This window comes from Halobacillus ihumii, from assembly GCF_902726645.1.
Taxonomy (GTDB): domain Bacteria; phylum Bacillota; class Bacilli; order Bacillales; family Halobacillaceae; genus Halobacillus_A; species Halobacillus_A ihumii.
In genome coordinates this window covers 266,465-291,166 of the sequence record NZ_CACVAO010000001.1, presented here as the reverse complement: position 1 = coordinate 291,166, position 24,702 = coordinate 266,465, and the positions used below count along the sequence as shown (strand labels likewise).

Annotated in this window: 26 protein-coding genes and 6 tRNA genes; 25 read left to right on the top strand and 7 right to left on the bottom strand. The window is 39.4% G+C overall.

Features of this window, described 5'->3' with window-relative positions; translation table 11 throughout:
- Positions 1–31 precede the first annotated feature (31 nt).
- The gene (locus tag G6R08_RS01585) at positions 32–316 is read right to left on the bottom strand and encodes a DUF2624 domain-containing protein (RefSeq protein ID WP_163526379.1); all 285 of its coding nucleotides are present in this window, start codon (positions 314–316) and stop codon (positions 32–34) included.
- A gap of 187 nt (positions 317–503) precedes the next feature.
- On the opposite strand from G6R08_RS01585, the gene G6R08_RS01580 reads away from it, so the two are divergent.
- Positions 504–917 carry a DUF4190 domain-containing protein gene (locus G6R08_RS01580; RefSeq protein ID WP_163526378.1) on the top strand — a complete coding sequence of 138 codons (414 nt, stop codon included), beginning with the start codon at positions 504–506 and terminating at the stop codon, positions 915–917.
- Between the two features lie 47 nt (positions 918–964).
- Here G6R08_RS01580 and ispG read toward each other — a convergent pair whose 3' ends face one another.
- Complete coding sequence (gene ispG, locus G6R08_RS01575) at positions 965–2,068, bottom strand: flavodoxin-dependent (E)-4-hydroxy-3-methylbut-2-enyl-diphosphate synthase (protein ID WP_205439451.1); 1,104 nt, start codon at positions 2,066–2,068, stop codon at positions 965–967.
- Positions 2,069–2,344: 276 nt separating this feature from the next.
- Here ispG and G6R08_RS01570 point away from each other — a divergent pair, with 276 nt between their 5' ends.
- On the top strand, positions 2,345–2,974 hold the full coding sequence (locus tag G6R08_RS01570) for an NfeD family protein (protein WP_163526376.1): 630 nt from the start codon (positions 2,345–2,347) through the stop codon (positions 2,972–2,974).
- Positions 2,975–3,019: 45 nt separating this feature from the next.
- Here the strand turns inward: G6R08_RS01570 and G6R08_RS01565 are convergent, their stop codons facing one another.
- Positions 3,020–3,520 carry a DUF1189 family protein gene (locus tag G6R08_RS01565; RefSeq protein ID WP_163526375.1) on the bottom strand — a complete coding sequence of 167 codons (501 nt, stop codon included), beginning with the start codon at positions 3,518–3,520 and terminating at the stop codon, positions 3,020–3,022.
- Between the two features lie 208 nt (positions 3,521–3,728).
- On the opposite strand from G6R08_RS01565, the gene G6R08_RS01560 reads away from it, so the two are divergent.
- The 15 genes from G6R08_RS01560 to phoU all read left to right on the top strand — a co-directional run bounded on the left by G6R08_RS01560 (position 3,729) and on the right by phoU (position 15,341).
- Positions 3,729–5,366, top strand: coding sequence for a Na/Pi cotransporter family protein (locus G6R08_RS01560; RefSeq protein ID WP_163526374.1), 1,638 nt, complete (start codon positions 3,729–3,731; stop codon positions 5,364–5,366).
- A 208-nt stretch (positions 5,367–5,574) separates the two neighbouring features.
- Positions 5,575–5,648 (top strand) — tRNA-Met (locus G6R08_RS01555).
- A gap of 99 nt (positions 5,649–5,747) precedes the next feature.
- Positions 5,748–5,823, top strand: a tRNA-His gene (locus G6R08_RS01550).
- A 4-nt stretch (positions 5,824–5,827) separates the two neighbouring features.
- Positions 5,828–5,904, top strand: a tRNA-Ile gene (locus tag G6R08_RS01545).
- A 9-nt stretch (positions 5,905–5,913) separates the two neighbouring features.
- Positions 5,914–6,006: transfer RNA gene (locus tag G6R08_RS01540), tRNA-Ser, on the top strand.
- Between the two features lie 169 nt (positions 6,007–6,175).
- Positions 6,176–6,252: transfer RNA gene (locus tag G6R08_RS01535), tRNA-Met, on the top strand.
- Between the two features lie 16 nt (positions 6,253–6,268).
- Positions 6,269–6,344 (top strand) — tRNA-Phe (locus G6R08_RS01530).
- A 244-nt stretch (positions 6,345–6,588) separates the two neighbouring features.
- Positions 6,589–7,203, top strand: a complete 615-nt coding sequence (locus G6R08_RS01525) for a superoxide dismutase (protein ID WP_163526373.1) — start codon at positions 6,589–6,591, stop codon at positions 7,201–7,203.
- 107 nt (positions 7,204–7,310) lie between these two features.
- The gene (locus tag G6R08_RS01520) at positions 7,311–8,546 is read left to right on the top strand and encodes an MFS transporter (protein ID WP_163526372.1); all 1,236 of its coding nucleotides are present in this window, start codon (positions 7,311–7,313) and stop codon (positions 8,544–8,546) included.
- Positions 8,547–8,639: 93 nt separating this feature from the next.
- Positions 8,640–10,742 (top strand): peptidoglycan D,D-transpeptidase FtsI family protein, encoded by a 2,103-nt coding sequence (locus G6R08_RS01515; RefSeq protein ID WP_163526371.1) that lies wholly within the window; start codon positions 8,640–8,642, stop codon positions 10,740–10,742.
- A 158-nt stretch (positions 10,743–10,900) separates the two neighbouring features.
- Positions 10,901–11,878 (top strand): PstS family phosphate ABC transporter substrate-binding protein, encoded by a 978-nt coding sequence (locus tag G6R08_RS01510; RefSeq protein ID WP_163526370.1) that lies wholly within the window; start codon positions 10,901–10,903, stop codon positions 11,876–11,878.
- A 79-nt stretch (positions 11,879–11,957) separates the two neighbouring features.
- On the top strand, positions 11,958–12,905 hold the full coding sequence (gene pstC / locus G6R08_RS01505; RefSeq protein WP_163526369.1) for a phosphate ABC transporter permease subunit PstC: 948 nt from the start codon (positions 11,958–11,960) through the stop codon (positions 12,903–12,905).
- Positions 12,905–13,783, top strand: coding sequence for a phosphate ABC transporter permease PstA (pstA, locus tag G6R08_RS01500; RefSeq protein ID WP_163526368.1), 879 nt, complete (start codon positions 12,905–12,907; stop codon positions 13,781–13,783). The genes pstC and pstA overlap by 1 nt, the downstream gene beginning before the upstream one ends.
- Positions 13,784–13,805: 22 nt before the next feature.
- Positions 13,806–14,657: a phosphate ABC transporter ATP-binding protein PstB gene (gene pstB, locus G6R08_RS01495; protein WP_240339629.1), complete on the top strand. Its 852-nt coding sequence runs from the start codon at positions 13,806–13,808 to the stop codon at positions 14,655–14,657.
- Between the two features lie 27 nt (positions 14,658–14,684).
- Positions 14,685–15,341 carry a phosphate signaling complex protein PhoU gene (phoU, locus tag G6R08_RS01490; RefSeq protein WP_163526367.1) on the top strand — a complete coding sequence of 219 codons (657 nt, stop codon included), beginning with the start codon at positions 14,685–14,687 and terminating at the stop codon, positions 15,339–15,341.
- Positions 15,342–15,394: 53 nt separating this feature from the next.
- Here phoU and G6R08_RS01485 read toward each other — a convergent pair whose 3' ends face one another.
- Both G6R08_RS01485 and G6R08_RS21925 read right to left on the bottom strand, forming a co-directional pair.
- Positions 15,395–15,850, bottom strand: coding sequence for an MltG/YceG/YrrL family protein (locus tag G6R08_RS01485; RefSeq protein WP_163526366.1), 456 nt, complete (start codon positions 15,848–15,850; stop codon positions 15,395–15,397).
- Positions 15,847–16,215 (bottom strand): hypothetical protein, encoded by a 369-nt coding sequence (locus G6R08_RS21925; protein ID WP_205439383.1) that lies wholly within the window; start codon positions 16,213–16,215, stop codon positions 15,847–15,849. The genes G6R08_RS01485 and G6R08_RS21925 overlap by 4 nt, the downstream gene beginning before the upstream one ends.
- A gap of 170 nt (positions 16,216–16,385) precedes the next feature.
- Between G6R08_RS21925 and rpmG the strand changes: the two genes are divergently transcribed.
- The 4 genes from rpmG to G6R08_RS01460 all read left to right on the top strand — a co-directional run bounded on the left by rpmG (position 16,386) and on the right by G6R08_RS01460 (position 19,060).
- The gene (gene rpmG, locus G6R08_RS01475) at positions 16,386–16,535 is read left to right on the top strand and encodes a 50S ribosomal protein L33 (RefSeq protein ID WP_079530279.1); all 150 of its coding nucleotides are present in this window, start codon (positions 16,386–16,388) and stop codon (positions 16,533–16,535) included.
- Positions 16,536–16,585: 50 nt separating this feature from the next.
- A complete protein-coding gene (locus tag G6R08_RS01470; protein ID WP_163526365.1) occupies positions 16,586–17,146 on the top strand; it encodes a 5-formyltetrahydrofolate cyclo-ligase in 561 nt (186 codons plus the stop codon).
- Between the two features lie 80 nt (positions 17,147–17,226).
- Positions 17,227–17,406 (top strand): hypothetical protein, encoded by a 180-nt coding sequence (locus G6R08_RS01465; RefSeq protein ID WP_163526364.1) that lies wholly within the window; start codon positions 17,227–17,229, stop codon positions 17,404–17,406.
- A gap of 121 nt (positions 17,407–17,527) precedes the next feature.
- Positions 17,528–19,060: a rhomboid family intramembrane serine protease gene (locus G6R08_RS01460; protein ID WP_163526363.1), complete on the top strand. Its 1,533-nt coding sequence runs from the start codon at positions 17,528–17,530 to the stop codon at positions 19,058–19,060.
- On the opposite strand, the gene G6R08_RS01455 is transcribed toward G6R08_RS01460, so the two are convergent.
- Positions 19,054–19,905, bottom strand: a complete 852-nt coding sequence (locus G6R08_RS01455) for a hypothetical protein (protein WP_163526362.1) — start codon at positions 19,903–19,905, stop codon at positions 19,054–19,056. The two genes, G6R08_RS01460 and G6R08_RS01455, sit on opposite strands and share 7 nt — an antisense overlap.
- Positions 19,906–20,266: 361 nt before the next feature.
- On the opposite strand from G6R08_RS01455, the gene G6R08_RS01450 reads away from it, so the two are divergent.
- The 3 genes from G6R08_RS01450 to G6R08_RS01440 all read left to right on the top strand — a co-directional run bounded on the left by G6R08_RS01450 (position 20,267) and on the right by G6R08_RS01440 (position 23,555).
- Positions 20,267–20,485, top strand: coding sequence for a YqgQ family protein (locus tag G6R08_RS01450; RefSeq protein ID WP_163526361.1), 219 nt, complete (start codon positions 20,267–20,269; stop codon positions 20,483–20,485).
- Positions 20,482–21,435 (top strand): ROK family glucokinase, encoded by a 954-nt coding sequence (locus G6R08_RS01445; protein WP_163526360.1) that lies wholly within the window; start codon positions 20,482–20,484, stop codon positions 21,433–21,435. Before G6R08_RS01450 ends, G6R08_RS01445 begins: the two co-directional genes overlap by 4 nt.
- Positions 21,436–21,674: 239 nt before the next feature.
- A complete protein-coding gene (locus G6R08_RS01440) occupies positions 21,675–23,555 on the top strand; it encodes an LTA synthase family protein (protein WP_163526359.1) in 1,881 nt (626 codons plus the stop codon).
- Between the two features lie 125 nt (positions 23,556–23,680).
- Here the strand turns inward: G6R08_RS01440 and G6R08_RS01435 are convergent, their stop codons facing one another.
- Entirely contained in the window at positions 23,681–23,845 is a 165-nt protein-coding gene (locus G6R08_RS01435) for a DUF2759 domain-containing protein (protein WP_079530272.1), read from the bottom strand.
- Between the two features lie 161 nt (positions 23,846–24,006).
- On the opposite strand from G6R08_RS01435, the gene G6R08_RS01430 reads away from it, so the two are divergent.
- On the top strand, positions 24,007–24,630 hold the full coding sequence (locus tag G6R08_RS01430) for an MBL fold metallo-hydrolase (RefSeq protein WP_163526358.1): 624 nt from the start codon (positions 24,007–24,009) through the stop codon (positions 24,628–24,630).
- Positions 24,631–24,702 lie beyond the last annotated feature (72 nt).

Here is a 24,702-nt window from a genome sequence, read left to right as displayed (position 1 = left end):
TGAAGGAGAGTGCATTAAGGCACTCTCTTTTTTATTGAAGCCAATGTTCAACACCGTGTTCCTTAGCAAGTTTAATGAGTATGTGCTGAACTGATTTTGCAGTTTCAGTAGAAGTGATGGCCGCTAAATTTTTCAACATACGCTTTCTTCCAGCAGGATCGAAAGGATTTTCCTGATTTTTCTTAAGAGCGGTCACAATTTGTTTGGCTTCATTTTTAGTTACCTTAATATGGTATTTTTGGCTGTAGTGAAGAATATCCTCAACAGTTAATTGCCTTAATTTCTGCATCACAATCTGTTGTGCCACATGTTTCATATATCGATACTCCTCCGTTTCCTTATTCCATACAACGTATGATAGGAGAAGGCAATTGTTCCACTAATCAGTGCATATTAAATGAATTATTTCCATCATTAATTCCCATCAACTTCCTTCATTAAAAAAGAGATCCCTTCACATACTATACTTGATTCTCCAATTAGAAAGTGAGGGTGATTATCTCATGAATGAACCCAAAGAAAGGGTAGGGAATCATAGTACGGAGGAAACTCCGGAAACTGAAGATCAATTAGATCAAGTAAGCGATGCTGAAGAAAGATCTAATGATCCAGTATACGGAGACAGCTATGAGGAAGAGTTTGCTGAAGAAGCAATGCCGATGAATCAGGCAATGAACTCTGATGAGCGTGAGACTACAATGCAGGATGAAGTGAATACAGGTATGGCATGGATAGGGTTATCCGCAGCTATCCTTTCCTTTTTCTTTGCTCCCCTTTTATTAGGGATTGTGGGGATCGTCTTCGGTATTATTGGAAAACGTCAAGGTGCAGATACACTTGGAAATATGGCACTTATTATTAGTGCTGTATCAATATTGTTCTCCTTATTCTTTGCCTCGGCAGCCAATATATTTTAGCAAAAGCAAAAAAGGTGGACCGTTTATCGGTCCACCTTTTTCTGCAATTATGCGTTTTGTTTTTCTTTTTCTAGACGTTCTTTTTCATAATGTTCTTCAGCAAGTTTATCCACTTCTTTTTTCAGTTCATCTACCATGATTTCCTCTGGAACTTTACGAATGATTTCCCCGTGTCGGAACAGTAGTCCTTCTCCTCTTGCACCTGCTATACCTATATCGGCTTCACGAGCTTCGCCGGGCCCATTCACAGCACAACCGAGAACAGCTACTTTAATCGGTGCTTTGATCGTTTGAATATATTCTTCGACTTCATTAGCAATCGCAATTAAGTCGATCTCAATCCGTCCGCAAGTAGGACAAGAAATTAATGTTGCCGCATTTGATGCCAGCCCAAAGGATTTAAGAAGTTCACGGGCTACTTTAACTTCCTCGACTGGGTCAGCGCTCAAGCTGATTCTTAGCGTGCTTCCGATCCCTTTGCTTAGGATAGCTCCAAGCCCTGCTGCACTTTTAACCGTTCCGGCAAACAGCGTACCAGATTCAGTAATCCCCAAATGAAGAGGGTAGGAAATGGCTTCAGCTGCTTTTTCATATGCTTCAGTCGCTAATTTAACATCAGAAGCTTTAAGTGAAACGATAATATCATGGAAATCAAGGTCCTCAAGAATTTTAATATGATGAAGCGCACTTTCCACCATACCTTCAGCTGTTGGATAACCATATTTTTCTAAGATATGGCGTTCTAATGACCCAGCGTTCACTCCAATACGAATTGGAATTCCTTTAGCTTTGGCAGCTTCCACGACTGCTTCAACCTTTTCTCGTTTACCGATATTACCAGGATTTATTCGGATCTTGTCAGCTCCACCTTCGATAGCCTTTAACGCTTTTTTATAATCGAAATGAATATCTACAACAAGTGGAATGTTAATACGTTTTTTTATTTCAGGAATGGCATCTGCTGCACGATCATCAGGACAAGCTACCCGGACAACTTGACAGCCTGCTTCTTCGAGACGTTTAATTTCTGCCACAGTAGCTTCCACATCATGTGTTTTAGTTGTCGTCATGGATTGAATCACAACTTGATCTGCTCCACCAATTGTAAGATCTCCCACTTTTACAGGGCGGGTATCTTTTCTGTGAGTTATTGCCATATAGAATCGCTCCTTTATATATGAAAAAAGGTTTTACTTTATAACCATCCTTAATTATAAGGGGTATTCTTGCAAATGAGAAGTCATGCCCCTTGAATAAAGACAATTTGAATGTAAATATTTTGTGTCAGTACTTTTCTTGTGTGAACAGCTTAACAGATTATATCATGGTTTACATAGTTTTAAAATCAATCAATAAACATGAAACATTTTCTAAACATGAATCGTATATATATTATCTTGAAGTGAAGGCGAGAGGGTGTGAACTAGATGGACTTACTTTCCTATAATTGGGTTGTGTTACTGATCACGTTATTTGGGACGATGTTTCTAATCGGTGAATTGTTAGTAAATATGCGAGGGTTATTAGGTTTGCTTGGATTAGGCTTTATAACCATATACTTTTCTTCTTATTTAACATTTGACATGTTTGTAATGATGATGGTTGTTTATTTGTTTGGGTTAATTTTAATTATAATAGATGGAAAAGTCGTGAATGACGGCACGCTCGCTACAATAGGCGTAGCAGTTATGATTATTGCTGTGAGTTTGACGGCCCCTAACTGGATAGCCGGGATGTATAGTGTGATTGGAGTACTGATTGGAGGAGCAGCTTCGCTGTTATTTCTTAAAGTTTTTAAAAGGCGTGACATGTGGACGAAAATTACGCTCGTTGATCAGTTATCTGCAGAGATGGGATATAATTCAATGAAAGAATCGTATGCGGGCTTAGTCGGTCTTACTGGTAAAGCATTAACTGATATGAGACCATCAGGTACGATAAAAATTGGTGAAGAAGAATATAGTGCATTATCAAATGGAAAATGGATTTATAAAAATGAACAAGTCAAGGTAATGGCTGTCGATGGTACGAAGATTCTCGTAAAAAAACACAATTGAAGAGTGATTCCCATCTGAACCCCTTTGCTTATTGTAGCAAAGGGGTTATTTAGGGCGTTTAGGGAGAAACCTAAGTGTGTATAGAACATAAGACAGTGAAAAAAGTAAATATAAATAAATCAGCATGGAACCAGACCATATGAAAGATTCCACAGTAACAAGAACCAAAGTGGGGGCGGTAATGGCAAATGCTGAAATGTTCCATAACTGTTTGTAATCAGCTCGTAAGCCTTTAATTTGTATGTAAGGAATGGCTAACGCTGCGATAATCGATACGAGTACAAATAGACTGAGAGCAATTAAGAAAAAAATAAACGGCAGGAAGATGACCACAAATATACCGCTTGAAATTCCTCGGCTTATGGTACCGTTTAATGTATCTTGACCACTTAAATATGTATAGACTGAACTGGTTAGTACAGGAATAAGGACAACCAAACTTAAATAAAAGAGGTAGCTGATGGCTTTACCTACTGGCTGAATGCGGAAAGCTGCGAGCATTTTGAAATGGTAGAAACTTTTGATTAGCTGTTGCGTTTTACTCATGGTTATATCTCCTTTATTTTCCGTTTCTATAGTAATCGACAATCCACCGTATATGCAAGTAAAACTAAACTATATAAAAAGGAATGTAAATTTAATGTTAAGATTTCGAGATTGTCTTTACAAACCAAATCATGATCGGCAATAATGAGAAAGGTGTTTATAAAGATAAAAATATGTAAAATAATTGGATGAGAAAGGGTGGAGGAAAGTGGATATCAATGTTCAACAAATGATATTTCAATTCATTGGTGGTCTAGGTATATTCCTTTTTGGTATTAAATATATGGGAGATGGTCTGCAAAAGGTGGCAGGAGACCGATTGCGCGACCTGCTTGACCGCTTCACTAGGAACCCTTTTTTAGGAGTTCTTTCAGGTGCTTTAGTAACAGCATTAGTCCAGAGTAGTTCCACGACAACAGTATTGACTGTTGGGCTTGTTAACGCAGGATTTATGTCGTTACGACAAGCTATTGGTGTTATCATGGGGGCTAACATCGGAACTACGATGACAGCATTTATTATCGGTGTCGATATTAAAGCATATGGTCTGCCCATTCTAGCTGTTGGTGCATTTTTAATATTCTTCTTTAAAAATAAGCGAGTTACTTATCTTGGACAAACTATATTTGGACTAGGTTCACTTTTCTTCGGTCTTGAACTAATGAGTGGGGGAATGAAACCACTTCGTTCACTTGACGCCTTCCAGGAGCTTACAGTCAGTATGAGTAACAATCCGATCCTCGGGGTAGTTATTGGAACACTATTCACAGTTATTGTACAAAGCTCCAGTGCAACTATCGGTATCTTGCAGGGGCTGTTTGGGGAAGGTTTGATCAGCTTGCAAGCTGCTTTGCCTGTACTGTTCGGAGACAACATAGGAACCACCATAACAGCAGTTCTTGCCGCCATCGGTGCCAGTGTAGCAGCTAGGAGAGCAGCATTCGTCCATGTTATATTTAACGTTGTTGGGACCACGGTAGCCCTGATTCTCTTAGTACCTTATACAGCCTACGTTGACTGGCTGAGAGAGGCGCTGAATTTAGAACCTGAAATGACCATTGCCTTTGCCCACGGGTCATTTAATATTCTAAATACTATTGTACAATTTCCGTTTATAGCTGTATTGGCTTGGATAGTCACCCGTCTCATCCCAGGTGATGATTCTGTCATTGAATTTAAACCACAGCATCTAGACCCAATCTTTATTGAACAATCTCCATCTCTGGCTTTAGATCAAGCCAAGGAAGAAGTCATCCGCATGGGTGAATATGCTTATAAAGGTTTAGAAGAAACCAGTTTGTATTTAAATAATAAACAGAAAAAGCATTCTGAAATGGCTATGCAAATTGAGGAAGCACTCAATAATTTAGACAGGAAAATAACCGATTACCTGGTTTCTCTTTCGCAAGCTTCTTTAACAGATGAGGATAGTCATAAGCATTCGGCTTTGATGGACTCCGTAAGAGATATAGAACGGATAGGGGACCATTTTGAGAACATTATCGAATTGATCGATTACAAGAATTCAAATAAAATTGATTTAACTGAACAGGCACTAAAAGATTTGAATGATATGCTTGATTTAACATTAATGACGGTGAAACAAGCGACCAAGGCACTTGAAAGTATGGACAGGGAAGAAGCTTTGGCCGTCGTACAGAAAGAAAATGAGTTGGATCGTATGGAACGCAGTTTCCGTAAAAAACACATTATTCGTATGAATGAAGGGGTATGTTCTGGACAAGCCGGAATAGTTTTCGTGGATATGCTGAGCAACCTTGAACGTATTGGGGACCATGCGGTAAATATTGCAGAAGAAGTTCTAGGAGAGAAAGAAAGCTTATAATGCAAGACAAACAGAAGGGCATGTTTTGAGCACTGTCCTTCTGTTTTTTAATAATAATTTTGTTAAAAGGTATTGAAAGCTCGGTCAGGGCATGCTATATTATTTTTGTCGCGAAATTAACTCGTACATAAATGCTGAAGTTTTTGTTGACAGACTGTTTTTAAACATGGTATATTAATATGCGTCGCTTCGTTGTAGCGATCAATATGGCGGTGTAGCTCAGCTGGCTAGAGCGTACGGTTCATACCCGTGAGGTCGGGGGTTCGATCCCCTCCGCCGCTACTAATAACTCCTTCTGATTGTTTAGATGATACAGAATAATAATCGTTACCCAGTTAACATTGAGTTAATTTTTAATACATATAATTCCTTTTAATTATGGCGGTTGTGGCGAAGTGGTTAACGCACCGGATTGTGGTTCCGGCATTCGTGGGTTCGATCCCCATCAACCGCCCCATGTTGGACCCTTAGCTCAGCTGGTTAGAGCTATCGGCTCATAACCGATCGGTCGCAGGTTCGAGTCCTGCAGGGTCCACCATAAAATCGCGGAGGAGTACCCAAGTTTGGCTGAAGGGATCGGTCTTGAAAACCGACAGGGGCTTCACGGCCCGCGGGGGTTCGAATCCCTCCTCCTCCGCCATTCTACTGTTAGCGGGAACCGCGTAAAAAGTTCACCCACATTATCGCGGGGTAGAGCAAGACCGAGTAGGTCATGCGACGAGCGTAAGCATCACCGAAGTCACTTGCAACGTGAGGAGCAGTCTTACAAAAAATATTATGGGAACCAAATAAAGGTTCATCCACATTACCGCGGGGTAGAGCAGTCTGGTAGCTCGTCGGGCTCATAACCCGGAGGTCGCAGGTTCAAATCCTGCCCCCGCAACCAAAAAATATTATATAGCGGCTCGGTAGCTCAGTCGGTAGAGCAACGGACTGAAAATCCGTGTGTCGGCGGTTCGATTCCGTCCCGAGCCACCATTTGAACTTTCAACAAGCAATACGAATTGCTTGTTTTTTTGTGTCTTCCTCCAAAAGCCAGCTATAAATTTTGCATAATATATATTAGTATGTTTGAGAATCCATGGTGCGGGGTATTAGTAGTATCGGATGCAAATTTTATTATGCTAAAAATTTGCAACAAAAAAAACCGTTTGGTATTGTACAATAGAGAGGTTCATTTGAACTAATCAGTTGTACATATTATAAAAGGAGGAGTTTAATCATGGCTAAATTTGAACTACCAGAATTACCTTATGCTTACGATGCATTGGAACCAACAATCGATAAGGAGACAATGAACATCCACCATACGAAACACCATAACACTTATGTGACTAAACTAAATGCAGCGCTTGAAGGAAATACATCTCTTCAAGACAAATCATTGGATGAGCTTTTAGCGAATAATCTTTCAGCTGTACCAGAAGATATTCGTACTGCCGTTCGCCGCAATGGTGGTGGGCACGCAAACCATAGCTTGTTCTGGACTGTTCTTTCTCCAAATGGCGGCGGTGAGCCAACTGGTGAAGTTGCTACGAAAATTAACGATACTTTCGGTAGCTTTGACGAGTTTAAAGAAAAATTTGAAGCAACTGCAAAAGGTCGTTTTGGTTCAGGTTGGGCTTGGCTTGTTGTAAATAATGGCGAGCTTGAAGTCATTGATACACTTAACCAGGATTCTCCAATCATGGAAGGTAAAACTCCAATCCTTGGTCTTGATGTTTGGGAGCATGCTTACTACCTAAATTATCAAAACCGTCGTCCTGACTATGTTGCAGCATTCTGGAACGTAGTAAACTGGGATGAAGTAGCGAAGCGTTTCGAAGCAGCTAAATAATTCAACTTCAAAAAGAGCGTCACGGTAATTTCCGTGACGCTCTTTTTTTGTATATCTGCCTCTGTTCTGCCAACACTAAGAGCAGAATGTAAAGGAGATATACGACTATGATGAGAATGCTGAAGACTTGGCTGAACCAAGAGAATGTATCAAGAGATCTACTCCTTTTATTGTTAATTGGTGGTCTGTATTCTCTTGGGATTTTTCTGTCGAGTACGTTTGTTAATATATACTTGTGGAAACAATCGAACAGTTATTCTGAGATTGCGCTTTATAATTTGTGTATATATATTATGCAGCCTTTAACTTTTATTGTGGCTGGAAAGTGGACAAAACGGATAGATCGGGTCATCGTTTTGAGAGCGGGAGTAACCGTTCTCTCTTTATTTTTTCTAATGGTACTAATAATAGGGGAACATGCCGCGTCGTATAATTTGTTTCTGGGCTCACTGCTTGGCGTAGGATATGGGTTTTACTGGTTAGCCTTTAATGTATTGACATTCGAAATCACAGAGCCGGACACCAGGGATTTCTTTAATGGATTTCTAGGGATACTTCAATCATTTGGAGGGATGACAGGGCCGCTTTTTGCTGGATTTGTTATCTCAAGGTTAGATAACTTTACAGGATACACAGTGATTTTTGGTATTTCGTTTACCTTGTTCATCGTTGCGGTTATGGTAAGTTTTGGATTATCGAGGCGAAAGGCGAAGGGAAACTTTTCATTCAGAAGAATCATGGATGAAAGAAAAAATAATGATAGTTGGAACCGCATTTTACAAGCACATGTATCCCAGGGTTTTCGAGAAGGGACCTTCTTATTTGCTGTATCAATTTGGATTTTCCTTTTAACAAAAAGTGAATTTTCGCTCGGTGTCTTTAACTTGGTTTACTCGGGATTTTCATTTTTGTTTTTCTTTTTAGTAGGTAAATGGGTAAGGCCGAGATACAGAAAAAAGGCAATATTTTTTGCAGGGTTAGCCTTGTCGCTTTCTGTGTTTTTGCTAATCATTAGTGACAGTCTCGGGCTGCTCCTTCTTTATGGCGCTATTGCTGGTATTTTCTTTCCGTTTTTTTACGTTCCGTATGTTTCTTTGACTTACGATGTTATAGGGAAGTCCTGGAACGCAGGGGAAATGAGGATCGAATACATCGTGGTAAGAGAAATATTCCTGGATGGAGGACGAGTTTTATCGATTCTTACTTTTTTACTGGCCATTATGATCATTCCCCCGGAAACTGGAATACCATACATTCTCTTAATTGTAGGTGCCGGCCATTTACTCGTCTATTTCTTTATTAAAGATATTAACTTGAAAAAAATGAAATTTGTCCAGGAATGAAACTTTTTCTTCCTTGCTTCGACTATTCTGGTGCAGGTATAAGTGATATACTATAATATGGAACATTGTTAGTAAGGGGAGAGGAATACAAATATGGGGAAGAAAAAGAAAAAATCACATGTCCCTTTCCGTTTAAATATTATCTTTTTTGTTGTTTTCTTATTATTTGCTACTTTAATACTACAGCTTGGAGTTGTTCAAATACTAACGGGGGAAGCAGCACAAGAAAAAGTTAATCGCACGGAAAACACAACGACTACGATTCCAGTACCTAGGGGAGAAATGTATGACCGTTTTGGCCGGCCAATTGTCGTAAATGAACCACTCTATTCGATTACATATACACCGCCGAAAGGTGTTCAGTCTGAAGACAAACTAAAGCTTGCGAAAAAGCTAGCAAAATACATGGATATGGAATTTGAAGATGTATTGACTACACGCGATTTAAAAGAGTACTTTTTTCTGGAAAATGAAGAAGAGATACGCAAACGAGTAACGGAAGAAGAAGCAAAAGGACTTGATAATGGAGAAGTGTATCAACTTCAGTTAGACAGTATAAAAGAAGAAGAAGTAAACTCTTACGATGATCAAACGAAAGAAATTATTGCGATTAAAAAGGAATTGGATAAGGCCTATGCTTTAGCTCCTCATGTTATAAAAAATGAAAATATTTCTCAAAAAGAATATTCGACTGTGGCGGAGCATCTGTCAGAACTTCCGGGCATTAATGTGACTTCTGATTGGGAAAGAGAGTATCCGTTTGGCAATACATTTAAAAATTATGTAGGGGACATCACCAGTCGAGAACAAGGAGTTCCTCGCGAACGGTTAGAATATTACATGTCACTGGATTATAGTAGAAATGACCGAGTAGGAGTCAGTGGTCTTGAACAACAGTATGAAGAAGTGCTTCGCGGTGTAAAAGAAAAGGTACAATACACGACTGACAGCAGTAATAATATTGTTGACTCTAAAGTAGTCAGACAAGGATCCCGCGGGAAAGATCTTGTGTTGACTATTGATATGGAGCTGCAGCGTAAAGTAGATCAGATCGTAAAAGAAGAGCTAATTTCAGCTGTTCAGCAGGCTCCCTATGAAAATCGATACTTAGAAAATGCCATTGTTGTCATGTCTGACCCGATGACAGGAGAAATTCTCGCTATTTCCGGCCAGCATTACAATCATGACCGTGAAGCCGGTGAAGAATTGGTATCGGATTGGTCACATATGGCTGTCTATAATGCCTACGCTCCCGGTTCAACGGTCAAAGGAGCGACGGTGCTGACTGGTTTTAACGAAGGTGTTATCTCACCTTCCACAACCGTTTATGACCGTCCATTAAAAATTAAAGGAACAGACGAGAAGAGTTCTTATTCTACACTTGGACCTGTAAATTATTTATCTGCTTTAAAAGAGTCTTCCAACGTGTATATGTTTTTTATTGCTATTTGGTTGGGCGGCGCTCACTATGAGAGAAATGCCCCTTTAGACTTGCAGGATGATACGTTCCAGACGTTTTTATATAACTTCCAGCAATTTGGATTAGGTGTAGAAACAGGGATAGATCTTCCGTTTGAAGCGACTGGATTTAAAGGCGATAATCCCGGTCCTGGTAACATTCTTGACTTTGCAATCGGACAGTATAGCACCTATACAGCTATGCAGCTTAATCAGTATGTATCAACAATCGCCAATGGCGGCAAACGCTTAAAGCCGCGATTAGTCAGTGAAATACACAACCCTAGCCGTGTCGGCGAAGGCTTAGGAGAAATTTATAAAGAATACGATCCTACTGTATTAAATACGCTCGAAATGAACGAGGATAATATTGGACGTGTCCAGCGAGGGTTTAGAGAAGTATTTCTTCCTGGTGGAACAGCTTATAGTCATTTTCGTAATGTTGATTACAATGCAGCCGGTAAATCAGGAACTGCCGAAACGGCTAAATATATTCCCATTAATGGGGGAGAAGATACGAAGGTAGTAAATACAGAAAACTTAGCTCTGGTAGGTTATGCTCCTTACAATGATCCGGAAGTCGCATTTTCTGTCATGGTTCCATATGTCGGTAATGAAGCAAACACTCCGATTAACTATAAAATTGGACGAAGGATTTTAGATGCTTATTTTGAAATAAAAGAGCAACGGGCCGAAGAGGGAATTGATAAAAACCTTCTTTCGCAAGAAAAGGAATGATGCACATTTGTGCATCATTTTTTTATACAATTTTCTGCACTAATTTACAAAACCTTAACATCCATTTCATATCGCCTTAAATATATAGTCCTAGTATACAAAGTGAGAGCTGGTTAAGCTGGCTCCATATCATTTCAGAATGACTAGGGGGAGAAGAAATGAAAAGAATTAAACAGGCAGCATTGTTAGCAGCTTTTGTTTTGATTATTGGAGCGCTGGCAGCATGTGGATCTGAGGACAGTGCAAATGGTGAAAGTAGTTCCGGCGAGGGATCAACAGTATCTGGACCGATTACAATCGACGGATCTTCTACAGTCTTTCCTATCATGGAAGCATTAACGTATCAATACCAAAAGGAGCATCCCGAAACGTCACCAACCGTTAACGCTTCAGGGACCGGTGGAGGATTCAAAAAGGCTACTCGCGGTGAAGTTGATTTAACTAATGCTTCACGAGAGATTAAACCAGAAGAACAAGCTATAGCGGAGGAAAATGGTATCAAACTAGAACCTCTTGAGATAGCTAAAGATGGTATCACGGTAGTTGTTAGTCAACAGAATGATTTTGTGAAAAACCTTACACTAGAGCAATTAAGAAAGATTTTCTTAGAGTCTTCCGTGGCTACAAAGTGGTCAGATATTAATCCGGAATGGCCTGATAAAACAATTAAAATCTTTAGCCCTGGGCATGATTCAGGCACATTTGATTATTTTAACGAAGTTATCCTAGAAGAACAGCCGTTGAAGGAAGGCGAGAATACGACATTATCCGAAGATGATAATGTGCTCGTTCGCGGAATCGCTAATGATCCGTATGCGATTGGATTTTTCGGTTATGCATACTTTGCAGAAAATAAAGACAAACTTAAAGCTTTAGGTATTGATAATGGAGAAGGGGACCCTGTTAAACCAACGAATGAAACCATTCAGAGTGGAAAGTACACCCCACTGTCTCGTCCTCTTTACACGTACGTAAATGTAGAGTCTCTTAAGACGAAGCCGCAGGTACTTGATTTCGTTACATTCACCCTTAAGAATGCGGGTGAAGCAGCTAAACAGGTAGGATATGTTGCTCTTCCAGAGGAACGTTACAAGGAACAGCTTGAACAAGTGAAGAAGTGGGCTTCTGAAAAGTAGATAGAACAGAAAATTTTCAGTTGAGGTGAGGCGAAACATAATCGTCTCACCTCCGGTTATGGATGAAAGGAGTTTACCGATGGATAAACTTTTGCAGTCTGAGGGAACAGAACTAAACGTTCAGCAATTAATTGAACAGAAAAGACAGAGAAAAAGTTTTGCAAACAGGTTTGAGAAAGTCATCCCCGTCTTTTTATTATTATGTGCATGTGTAAGTATCCTAACTACGGTCGGGATTCTGTTTACGTTATTAAGAGAATCAATCGGATTTTTTTCCGAGGTCAATATCGTTCAGTTCTATACGGGTACCAACTGGTCCCCATGGACAGGCGAGTTTGGGGTGGCGCCTTTAATTGGAGGCACCCTGCTGATCACAGCTATTGCTACAATTGTGGCCGTGCCAATAGGCTTGATGGCGGCTATTTTCTTGAGTGAATATGCCAGTGATCGTGTTAGAAGAACGATTAAGCCAATTTTAGAAGTGTTAGCGGGAATTCCTACAGTCGTTTATGGTTTTTTCGCTCTGACTTTCGTAACACCTATTCTTCAATCATTCATTCCGGGCTTGGGTATCTTTAACGCTCTAAGTGCAGGAATTGTTGTCGGAATCATGATCGTTCCAATGGTAGCGTCTTTATCAGAAGATGCTATGAACTCTGTACCGAATAGCTTACGGGAAGGAGCCTATGGTGTTGGTTCTACTAGGTTTGAGGTAGTCACCAAGGTCGTTCTTCCTGCAGCGCTTTCCGGCATTATTTCCTCGATAGTATTAGCTGTTTCCCGTGCAATTGGTGAAACGATGATTGTTACGATTGCCGCTGGAGCAACACCTAACCTTACGTTTAATCCGACAGAGTCGATCCAGTCCATGACAGCTTTTATTGTACAGGCAGCTACTGGGGATACAACTTACGGATCGACGATTTACTACAGTTTATATGCTGTCGGGATAACACTGTTTGTTTTCACTCTATTAATGAACTTGTTATCACAATATATTTCACGTAAGTATAGGGAGGAATACTAATGCTTGAGCACAAGGAACGACCAATAAATCGAAAGGTAAAGAAGAGATTGTGGCTCAATGCCATAATGAAAACGGGATTTTTCGCAGCTACATTGATTGGACTGATTTTTCTAGCCTTACTTCTCTATAGAGTCTTGAATCAAGGAATTGGATACTTGAGCTGGGATTACATTACGAGTTTCCCGGCTCCATTTCCTGAAGAGGCAGGGATATGGGCAGGACTAGTTGGATCAATTATGTTAATGGTAATTGTAGCTGCTATTGCCGTCACCATTGGAGTGGCTACAGCAATTTATCTAGAAGAATATGCGCCTAAAAATAAATTCACCGAATTTATACGGGCAAATATTCAAAACCTAGCTGGGGTTCCTTCCATTGTATTTGGTTTGTTAGGCTTAACATTTTTCGTTTATATGTTCAGTATTGGTTACCGATTATTGGCAGGCGGGTTGACGATGGCCTTATTGATCTTGCCCGTTATCGTAGTGGCTTCACAAGAGGCTGTCCGTTCAGTACCAAACGAATTGAGAGAAGCATCTTATGGTATGGGAGCATCGAAGTGGCAAACCATTGCCCGGATTATTCTTCCTGCTGCTCTTCCTGGTATGCTAACCGGGACGATTATCGCACTTTCCAGAGCAATAGGTGAAACAGCTCCACTAATTATCGTTGGCGCTGCCACGGCTATTTATACGTTACCAGATTCCTTACTTTCAAAATACACGGTCATGCCGATTCAAATATATAACTGGACAGGTAGACCACAGGAAGAGTGGCAGTATGTGGCAGCAGCTGGGATTATCGTATTGCTCGTTGTGTTGTTGATGATGAACGCTATTGCAGTAGGTATTAGAAATAAATTTCAGAAACGCCTATAAATTTTGATGTGGAGGGTTTCAAATGACAGTTAAATTGGATGAAAGAAAAGACATGAAAACTACTACAAGCGTCGAAAACCGGACGAAGGGCGACCATCAAAAGAAAACAGTTGAGGAAGAGAGCAAAGTCTTTCAAGTATCGGACTTAAACTTGTGGTACGGTTCTGATCAGGCATTATATAAAATCAATATGGAAATTCCGGAAAAAAGGGTTACGGCTATTATTGGCCCTTCCGGCTGTGGTAAATCGACTTATTTAAAGGCCCTGAATCGAATGGTGGAAATGATTCCTATTGTCAAAACTTCAGGAACCATAAAATATCGTGATAAGAATATCTATGAGGATAAATTTCATGTAGAAGAGCTACGTGCAAAGGTAGGGATGGTCTTTCAAAAACCCAACCCATTTCCGAAATCCGTTTATGATAACGTGGCCTATGGACCACGTGTGCATGGGATTAAGAAAAAAGCAATACTTGATGAAATTGTGGAGAAGAGTTTAAGAGATGCTGCGATCTGGGATGAGCTGAAAGATCGTTTAGACGAAAATGCCTATGGCTTGTCAGGCGGGCAGCAACAGCGCGTTTGTATTGCTCGTGCTTTAGCGGTAGAGCCTGATGTGATTTTAATGGATGAGCCGACTTCAGCGCTGGATCCGATTTCGACTTTAAAAGTAGAAGAGCTTGTACAAGAACTTAAGAAAAAGTACAGTATTGTTATTGTAACCCACAATATGCAGCAAGCAGCACGTATTTCAGATAAAACAGCCTTTTTTCTAAATGGTGAGTTAATCGAATTTGCTGAAACGGATGAATTGTTCCAAAATCCAAGTGATAAGCGGACGGAAGACTATATTACAGGTCGTTTTGGTTAAAAAACTATAAGGAAGGCAGGGGTTTGAATGCCGATTCGTGCTCAATTTGACGAGGAATTATTAAGCATAAAAGACCAACTTAAACAGCTTTCCCTTGATGTTAAGGAATCACTGGATACAGCAATCCATGTGCTTTATCAGGGGGATGTGGATAAAGCTAGACAGATTATGGAAGACGATGCTTTTATAGATGCAAAAGAGGAGCAAATTAACGAAGAAGCCATCTTAACCATTGCTAAGCAACAACCTGTGGCGACAGACCTGCGACGATTAATTGTCGCTATCAAAATTTCGTCTGATCTGGAAAGGATGGCAGATCATTCTACAAATGTGGCTAAGGCTACTATCCATTTAGGAGATAAACATGGAATAAAGATCAATCCTGAACTGAGAGAAATGGCAGTCCTGGCGATGGATATGGTCGACTTGGCTATTAAAGCATTTGAGCACGAAGACATTTCACTCGCGCAAAAGCTTGCTGAAATGGATGATGAGGTCGATGCCCTTTATGGAAAAATTGTTCGGGAGCTGCTTGAATTTACAGCAGTTAATCCAGAACAAATCCAGCACATTATGCAAATGGCATACACGGCACGCTATATTGAGAGATTTGCGGATCATATTACTAATATTGGCGAAAGTGTCTTCTATTTAGTAAAAGGAAAAACGTACGGTTTAAATTAGAAAGTGCTTGTAATCGATGATAGAAATAAAGGCTGACTCCGAGGAGACAGCCTTTATTTTGAGGTAATAATATCAGCAGTTTGTTCTATTGTCATTCCCCGTGGAACTTCATATTCACCAATTTGTATGTATCGACTGAGTTCTTGCTTGCGCATATATTCGTCAAAGGCTTCTACATCATCAATTAATTCTGCATCAGCAAGCATGTGACTAATCTCAGTTGAACTCATGCCAGACTCTATCGCAAAAGTCACTTTTGCAGGTGGTTCTGCTGGAGTATCTTTTTTTACAGTAGTTTCCTGCACTGTCCCAACCTGGTTTTTTTCATCTTCGAGCTGTGAATCAGTGAAAATATGGTATCCACCACTCTCGAGTTTTCTGATCATATCATCTTCGGAAAGCTGTTGTGCCTTTCCTGCCATTTCCTTAGGTTCCATCCAGTAAAAAATACTTAAAATAAGAGTTGCAGCCATTAATCCAATTGAAAATGAACGTACGGACTGTTTCATTTGGAAATACCCTCATGTTTAAATTGGAGGACAATGGAATGTACGTCATATTCGTTCAGGTTAGTTTTTTTAGCAATCTCTGCTGTAGAATATCCTGATTGATGCAAGTTTTGAATGTTAGCAATTAAAGGAGGACTCTGCATATTAGAATGAGATTGCTTTAGAATCTCTTCCGTTAAATCACTGGAAAGTAATTCTTCCTCCAGAACATTCAGCTTTTTCTTCATTTGATAACTCTCTTGCATGTACTGTAAAGACAGTTGTTCTACTTGATCTTCAACGTCCCTAAGCCGGTCATTCATGAAAAATGACACAATAAATAATATTAGGGCCACAGAAGCAAGTGTAATGATACTTGGGATCATTCTCTTCACTCCTAACTCTTTTATTTATACCATAGAATGACAAGGATATCTATGATGTATCATAGAATAACAAGAAATATGTACTTGAAAGCTGTATAAACATTTGATATTATTATAAGGTCTGATTATTAGCATAGAATTGAATTGAATCATGTTTGGAGGGATAAATCATGCGTGTAAACATTACACTTGCTTGCACTGAAACTGGTGACCGTAATTATATTACTACAAAAAATAAGCGTACCAATCCTGAGCGTCTGGAGCTAAATAAATACAGCCCGCGACTAGGCAAATATACGCTTCATCGTGAAACAAAATAAACAGCAGGAATTCTTCCTGCTGTTTTTTTGTACCATAGAAAGGGGAACAAATGAATAAAAACAAATGGCGAATTAAAGGAAAGTCCCTGCTGAGTTCTTATACCGAAGCAGAAAAAAATGATATAGAAATATCGATACATAATCAACTGTTTCAATCATCATTGTGGAATTCGGCTGAAGTTGTTGCCGTGACGGTTTCACTTTCTCATGAATGGTCCACACAACCGATCATTGAAAAAGCGTGGGAGCAAGGAAAGAAAGTCGTCGTGCCTAAATGTAATCCCGAATTAAAAACGCTTACATTTTATAATTTACAGAGTTATGAACAATTGGAAGTTGTTTATTACGGTTTACAGGAACCATCTCCTGCTAAAGCAGAAGCTGTCAAGAAGGAAGAAATTGATCTATTGGTCGTACCAGGATTAATCTTTGATCGAAAAGGTTATCGAATTGGATTTGGAGGAGGGTTTTATGACCGATTCCTTGCGGATTATAGAGGTGTGACGGTTTCGCTTGTATCTAAAAAACAAGTTACAAGAGAGCTGCCTTTCGAAGGATTTGATATTCCAGTTCAACATATTATAACTGAAGAGCAATGGTTGACGATTTAGTGGGAATTTCAGTGTTACTTAGGAATAATGCCGCCTCATATGGAGCACAATAATTGTAAATGAAAATGAGGTGAGTGGAAATGACTCGCGTATTGACATGGATAGTTATTGTATTCTCTATGGGCACATTGCTTTATCGTTATCGTTATAAGGCATTCGATGTGCTGTCAACTGTGCCTTATTTAAGACACTGGCTTATTCAGCAAACTATGAGTATGCCGTATGTGAGAAGGAAAGTTCTTTCTAACATGTTTAAATAAACCGGACTGTCAGATTAACTGACAGTCCGGTTTTCGTTTATGATACCATTCATTGAACAAGTGCTTCGCTTCATACTAGTGCTACGTGCTATGATAAGGGAGAGTGGGGAGGGGAGAAAATTTGTATATCAAACAGGAATATTTTTTATGGAAAATCGCACAGGATCTTGTCAATAGTCAAGATTGCGAGGTATTACATGTAAATAATACTAGTAGTGAAATATGGCTTGAAAAAGATATAAAGGGAAAAACACATGTTTTCCGGCTTTACCATGCTCAATTTGATTGGCGTAACCAATTAATCCGTGACTTGGAAAACATTCATTTACAAATCAAGCAAAATCGACGGTTGTTCCGCAATAAAAAGGTTGTAGTTCATTGTCTCTATATTTCTCAATACCCTCCAGTTGACGAATGGGAAAATATTAATAAAGACCAGCTTCCTCTTAATACAAACACAAATATTGTTTATTTAGATGATGATCATAAACGAGAAGGCATTCATAGCTTATACGATGGGTTAGGAATGACTCCTCCTGAATGGTCGCTGGAAGTAAGCGAACAGGAAGCAGAAACTCAAGTTCATTACTTGAAACATCTTATGAAAGGAAGCCAACGTAAAAGAAAGCGTGAAACGCAGGCCATCTTTACATTTGGAAAACCTTTGTTGACCTACGTGTTACTGGTGTTAAACGTATTGATGTACTTATTTATTGAGTTTAAAGGCAGTTCTACATCCATTGTTACGCTGATTGAATATGGAGCCAAGTATAATCCAGCAATTGTCAACGGCGAATGGTGGCGTATTCTAAGTTCGATGTTTCTTCATATAGGGACTCTTCATCTGCTCATGAATATGTTGGCGTTATACTACCTGGGTACAGCTGTAGAGCGAATTTATGGAACTCTCCGGTTTACATGGATCTATTTCATGGCTGGTATTTTCGGCGGAATAGCCAGCTTTATGCTAAATCCTCAAGTTGCTGCAGGCGCTTCCGGGGCTATTTTCGGCTTATTCGGCGCTTTGTTATATTTCGGTGTACATTACAAAAGGTTGTTTCTTCGAACAATGGGTTATAATTTATTTATTGTGATCGGAATAAACCTTGCTTTCGGTCTGCTCGTTCCTCAAGTCGATAATGGTGCCCACATGGGAGGTTTAATAGGCGGATTTATCGCTTCTGCTATATGCAATCTTCCTAAAAAGAAACAATGGTTGCTCCAAACTGTGGCCGTTTTAATTTATACGGTCTCGATGGGACTGATGCTCTTTTTTGGAATTCAACAGGTGGATAATCGATCTTATGCCCTCGTTCAAGTTCAACTTTCTCAAAACTTAATAGAGGAGCAAAATTATCGAGAAGCGATAAGTATGACAACAGATGCCCTTAGTAACCCGGGTGACTATCAAGCTGAATTACTTTTTAATAGGTCCTATGCCTACACAAAAACCGAACAGTACGCCAAGGCGGTCGAAGATCTAGTCCGCGTCACTGATTTAGATCCTGAGTTTGCTGAAGCACACTATAATTTAGCGTTGCTGTATCGACAGGCTGGGAAGGCAGAAAAGGCTGAAACACTTGCAAACAAAGCAGCACGATTAAAACCTGAGCGTGAACAGTTTCAAAAGCTAAAGGAAAGTTTTGATCAATAGTATTGAATGAGTTGATGTTTGTTCCCCGCATCGTCCTCGTATAAAACGATTAAATGCTTCCCGTTTTTATCTAGAAGCAAAAGGGGGATATAGCTTTGAATCGGATGCTTTGTTTCAGAGTCTTCAATCCCGATCACATAGTTCTTGTATAACCCTTCCCAAAGTTGACCAAGGATTCGGTCAAAGTCTGCTGCCGTAGTCCCTGGGAAGGTATGCTCTTCACTAAAGTCAGAAAGACCTGTTAAAGGAACGTGTATATATTTCTCTCGCGGGATTTGATAATAGCTTAGAAGCTCGTCCCACTGAGCTTCTAATTGCTGTTGAATGGCATGGTCCAATTTTTTTGCCCACTCTTTTTCTTCGTTTGACTGCGGCTCTTGAAAGGAATCTTCTTTTGAATGTGGGGAATCAATCAGGTATAAAGTATCGTTTGAGGTGGCTTGTATGCTTTTTATCTCCCCGTTATCTTCATGAATTTCGCCATGGTGAAAGGAAATTGCCTCATACTTTTTACTATCTTCGCTCTGAAGAGTTGATTTTTTCTCCAGGTGCTGGGCGTTTTCTTTCCATTTATTCACTACGCCTTTTAATCGTCCATTTACATATAAAAGAGAAACATCCTGACGTAAATACATCGGTTCATTACTGGAGGAAGATATATTCCAGCTTATTTGGTCGTTTTTTTCATCATTGGAAGTCGTAATAGTGGTCTGAGCCTCCGTGAAGTGATGGGTTTCATCAATAGGAAAGTATTGAATAACTGCCAGGTCTTCTGAGCTCATGAATAAATAAGAGAATACAATGGCTAAAAACCCTATAAAGGCAAACATCCATATGTGTTTCATGTCAAGCATCTCCTTTATTGAAAAAATAAGTTAGTATTTACATGGTTATAGGCATGACTTGTCCAATAACAGCTATCGGATAATCGTTGAGAAGGTCTCCCGGATAGTTCAATCAGTCCACCTAGGACCATTAGTGAGTTAATAAATGGGTTGTATAAAACTTATGTGAATGAAGGAATTTACATGCAGGAAAATAGAAACTATATGAATTAAAAGGATCAGCCTTGGACCCTACAGTAGTAGAGGAGATTGTAAGGCACCATGAAAATCTTCAGGCAAAAGACTCGCTTCAGCACATAAGGGGTGGTTTTTACATTTTCATTCCTATACTTCACTGATATAATGAAAAAAGGTGATAATAATGAGAACAATTTATGATATTCAGCAATTTTTAAAACAGTTCGGAACTTTTATTTATGTAGGAGACCGCTTGGCGGAACTCCAGCTAATGGAACAAGAGATAAAGGAATTAAATCGATCGCAGTGTATTACAGGGGAAGATTATAAAATGGCGATTTTGTTACTACGGACTGAAATCGCTAAAATGCAAGATGACCATAAAGGAGAGGCAAGTAAATGAGCAATGACAAGTATTGTTTTGGGGTTGACATTGGGGGCACAACGATAAAACTTGCTGTGCTTTCAACCGAAGGTGAAATTATTAAAAAGTGGGAAATACCAACTAATAAAAGTGAACGAGGTAAACATATTGCAGGTGATATACAGGAAGCAATAGAAGCGGCTCGTTCTGAATTGAATATACATAAGTCCAATATTTTGGGAATTGGAGTTGGGGCTCCAGGGTTCATTAATACTAAAACGGGCTTTATTTACGTCGCTGTAAATATTGGCTGGGAAGATTATGATTTCGGAAACGAGTTGTCCGAGCTGTCGGGATACTCTGTATGGGTAGATAACGATGCTAATTTAGCTGCTCTCGGTGAAAATTGGCTCGGTGCAGGTAATGGGGCTGAGAATGTGATTGCTGTAACACTCGGGACTGGTGTTGGGGGAGGTATCATTGCTAACGGTCAAATTATAAGCGGAGCTAATGGCATGGCTGCTGAAATTGGGCATATGACTGTGATTCCCCATGGAGGCGCTCCTTGTAACTGTGGGAAATCTGGATGTCTTGAAACGGAAACTTCGGCAACAGCAATCGTTAGGAAAGCAAAAGAAGTTTTAACTGCTTTCCCGGACTCCTCCTTAAATAAAGTGAAAGACATGACGGCAAAGAAGGTTTTTCAGGCAGCAGCTGATGATGACCCTGGAGCCAAAAAAGTCCTTGAATCTGTTACGGATACACTTGGATTAGCGATTGCTAATTTGGCTATTGCCGTGAATCCGAATAAGATCATAATCGGAGGGGGAGTTTCAAAAGCCGGAGCTCAATTGTTAACCCCCCTTAAGGAAACATTTCAATTATATGCGTTACCTCGTACTATTAAAGCTTGCACCTTTGAAATTGCTGAACTAGGGAATGATGCCGGAGTAATCGGCGGTGCATATTTAGTTAAAGAAAACCTTTAGGAAAAGAAGCCATAATTGGGCTTCTTTTCCTTTTCATGTAGGTATCTTTTTTGAAAGGCTTCAAGTAAAATAGATGAGTAAATCCATTAAAAAAACATGAAACTTTTTTGGGGTTTTTTTCGTCATATACTAGGAACCAGTTTAATAACAATGATACGTGGAATTTATTAAAGAGAGATAATGCCCAAGTAAATCATATGTAATATTTATGAATGCATTGGATGGAGGAGGAACTTTTGATGCAATGGAACAAGCCGCGAATACCGTTATTCGTTATTGCCTCTTTTCTATTTGGTTTAAAAACCTATTTTGTGTACAGGTTCATGTTTGAACTAACTATAGAAAATGCATTGCAGGAATTTATCTTGTTTTTCAACCCAATAGCTAGTGCTTATTTAATTTTTGCCATTAGTGTTTGGTTGAAACCGAAAAATCAAATGAAATATTTAAGGTGGACCGCTGTAATCGGTTCTTTCATTCTTTATATAAACTTGCTATTTTATAGAAACTTTACCGACTTCATTACCATTCCTGTCTTATTTCAAGGAGACAACGCCGCAGATTTAACGACAAGTATCTTTACATTGATTCATTTAGGGGATTTGTTGTTATTTGCTGATTTGGTGATCATTTGGATCCTTACGAGTAAAAAAACAATGGATATGACCGTGAATTTTTCAAAAAGCGGAAAGATTGCGGCAACAGCCGTCACCTTTCTAATGTTATCTGGGAATGTTGCACTTGCTGAATTAGAACGGCCGATGCTGTTTGTACGCGCCTTTGACCGTGAGTATTTAGTGAAGAACATCGGTGTGTATAACTATCATGTTTATGATGCTATGATGCAAACGAAAACTAAGGCACAGCGTGTCTTCGCAGACAGCAGTGAGATTAGTGAAATTAAAAACTATATTAATCAAAATTCCGATACTGAAGAAAAATCCGAACTGTTTGGAATTGCTGAAGACAAAAACGTTATTTTTGTTAGTATAGAGTCATTCCAAAACTTTCTATTGGATTCAGAAATCAATGGAAAGGAAACTACACCGTTTCTTAACGATTTAAAAGAGAGTGAAGAAACGATTTGGTTTAAGAACTTTTATCACCAAACTGCTCAAGGAAAAACGTCAGACTCAGAGTTTATTGTAGAAAACTCGCTTTATCCTTTGGGCAGGGGCGCTGTATATTTCACACATGCTCAAAATGAGTATCATGCTTTACCTGAGATCCTAAATCGTGAAGGATACACGACATCCGTGTTTCATGCTAACAATAAGAGTTTCTGGAACCGAGATGTTATGTACGATACGATGGGTTACGATAAGTTTTATGGTGAACAGGCGTATGAAGTAACGCCAGAAAATTCATTCGGGTGGGGGCTTGGTGACAAGGCATTTTTCTCCCAATCGATTGATGAACTGAAGCAGCAGGAAGAACCTTTTTATAGTAAATTTATAACTCTCACCAATCATTTTCCGTTTGAACTGCCGGAAGAAGAAGCAAATATTGACAAGTACGATTCAAGTTCAGAGACGCTGAATAGTTATTTCCAAACCGCTCGTTATACCGATGAGGCTCTCGAGAAATTCTTTCAGCAACTAAAAGATGCCGGGATCTATAAGGACTCCATTATTATCCTAATGGGAGACCACTATGGCATTAGTGAGTTCCACAATAGTGCAATGGGGGACTTTTTAAATAAGGAAATTACTCCTTATCAGCATATTCAACTGCAACGCGTGCCATTTATGATTCATATACCCGGTTATGAAAATGGAGAGATTCGCGACGAGGTTGTGGGACAGATCGATGTTAAGCCCACTTTATTAAGCCTTCTAGGGATAGAGGCTGAAAAAGACTTATCTTTCGGTACAGACATGTTTCTGGAAGATCAACAAAAGTTCACTGCATTAAGGGATGGAAGCTTCATTACTGAAAAATATGTCTATACTGAGGGGACATGTTACGACCGACAAACTGGAGAACCTATTCAATCAGAGAAACAAGTATGTAAGCCAATCAAACAAAAAGTAGAGAAAGAGCTGGCTTATTCGGATAATATTATTTATGGAGATTTGTTTAGGTTTTACGACTTTACAAACAAAGACAGCGAGCAGTAAGCAGAAAGAGTCTTCCTAATTTAACAGGAAGACTCTTTCAATGTTGTCGATTGAAATGTAATAAGGCTCTAGAATCCTATATATGCTCACTAAAAAACCGAACTGTCAAACAGTTCGGTTATTCATTATCCAAATAAGTTTGCGTAAATTGTCATAACAGAGAACCAGCCGAAGACTAGGGCTGATGCTGCCGCAAATAATACTGCGAAGAAATTCTTTGTTTTAATTTCACGGAAGACCGCGCATACACAAAGGATTGTTACAAGAAAAAGAATAATAGCTGTTACCACAAATAAGCCCCCCTAAATTCCAGATCATTATTATCATACTGCATTTCATAAATGTTATACTGTGTGTAGCTCATTTCATTACTCACTCATTCTATAGTATCTTACATGATTTGTCGAGCCATTCTAAAATTTTTTTAAATCTTTTTATAGAGGTGATGGAAATGTTGAAAATTACACGGTTGCCACTAGGTCCAATGGCCACAAACGCTTACATTGTTTATGAAAATAAACAAGCATTAGTATTCGATCCAGGTGGAGACTTTGACAAATTGCAGAATTTCATTTCTGAACGGGAATTGAATGTAAAGGCGATCTTGTTAACTCATGCCCACTTTGACCATATAGGAGCCGTAGAGGAGGCCAGAGGCGCTTATAATGCCCCTGTATACTTACATGATGCAGAAGCAGATTGGCTTCCAGATCCAGCGCTAAACGGATCTGCCATATTTCAAATAGGAGATATTAAAGCAAGCCGTGCAGATCATTCCTTAGAACCAGGCATGAAAGAAATTGGTCCTTTTACATTTGAAGTACGTCATACCCCTGGACATTCTCCCGGCAGCGTATCATTTGTATTTCGGAAGCAGCGCTTTACGATAGGAGGCGACACGCTGTTTCAACAGGGGATAGGAAGGACAGATCTACCGGGGGGCAATCGCCATGAGTTAACCAGAAGTATACAAGATCAGTTGTTTAGTTTAAGAAATGATATGAAGATATACCCTGGTCATGGCTTGCCTACAACGGTTGGCGATGAGAAAAAGAGTAATCCATTCTTTACTTAAATGTAAATTCTGTGAAAGTGTGGTTTCTTCTGAATGTATCTAAATAAAAAGATCCTGTTATCCAACTCAGGG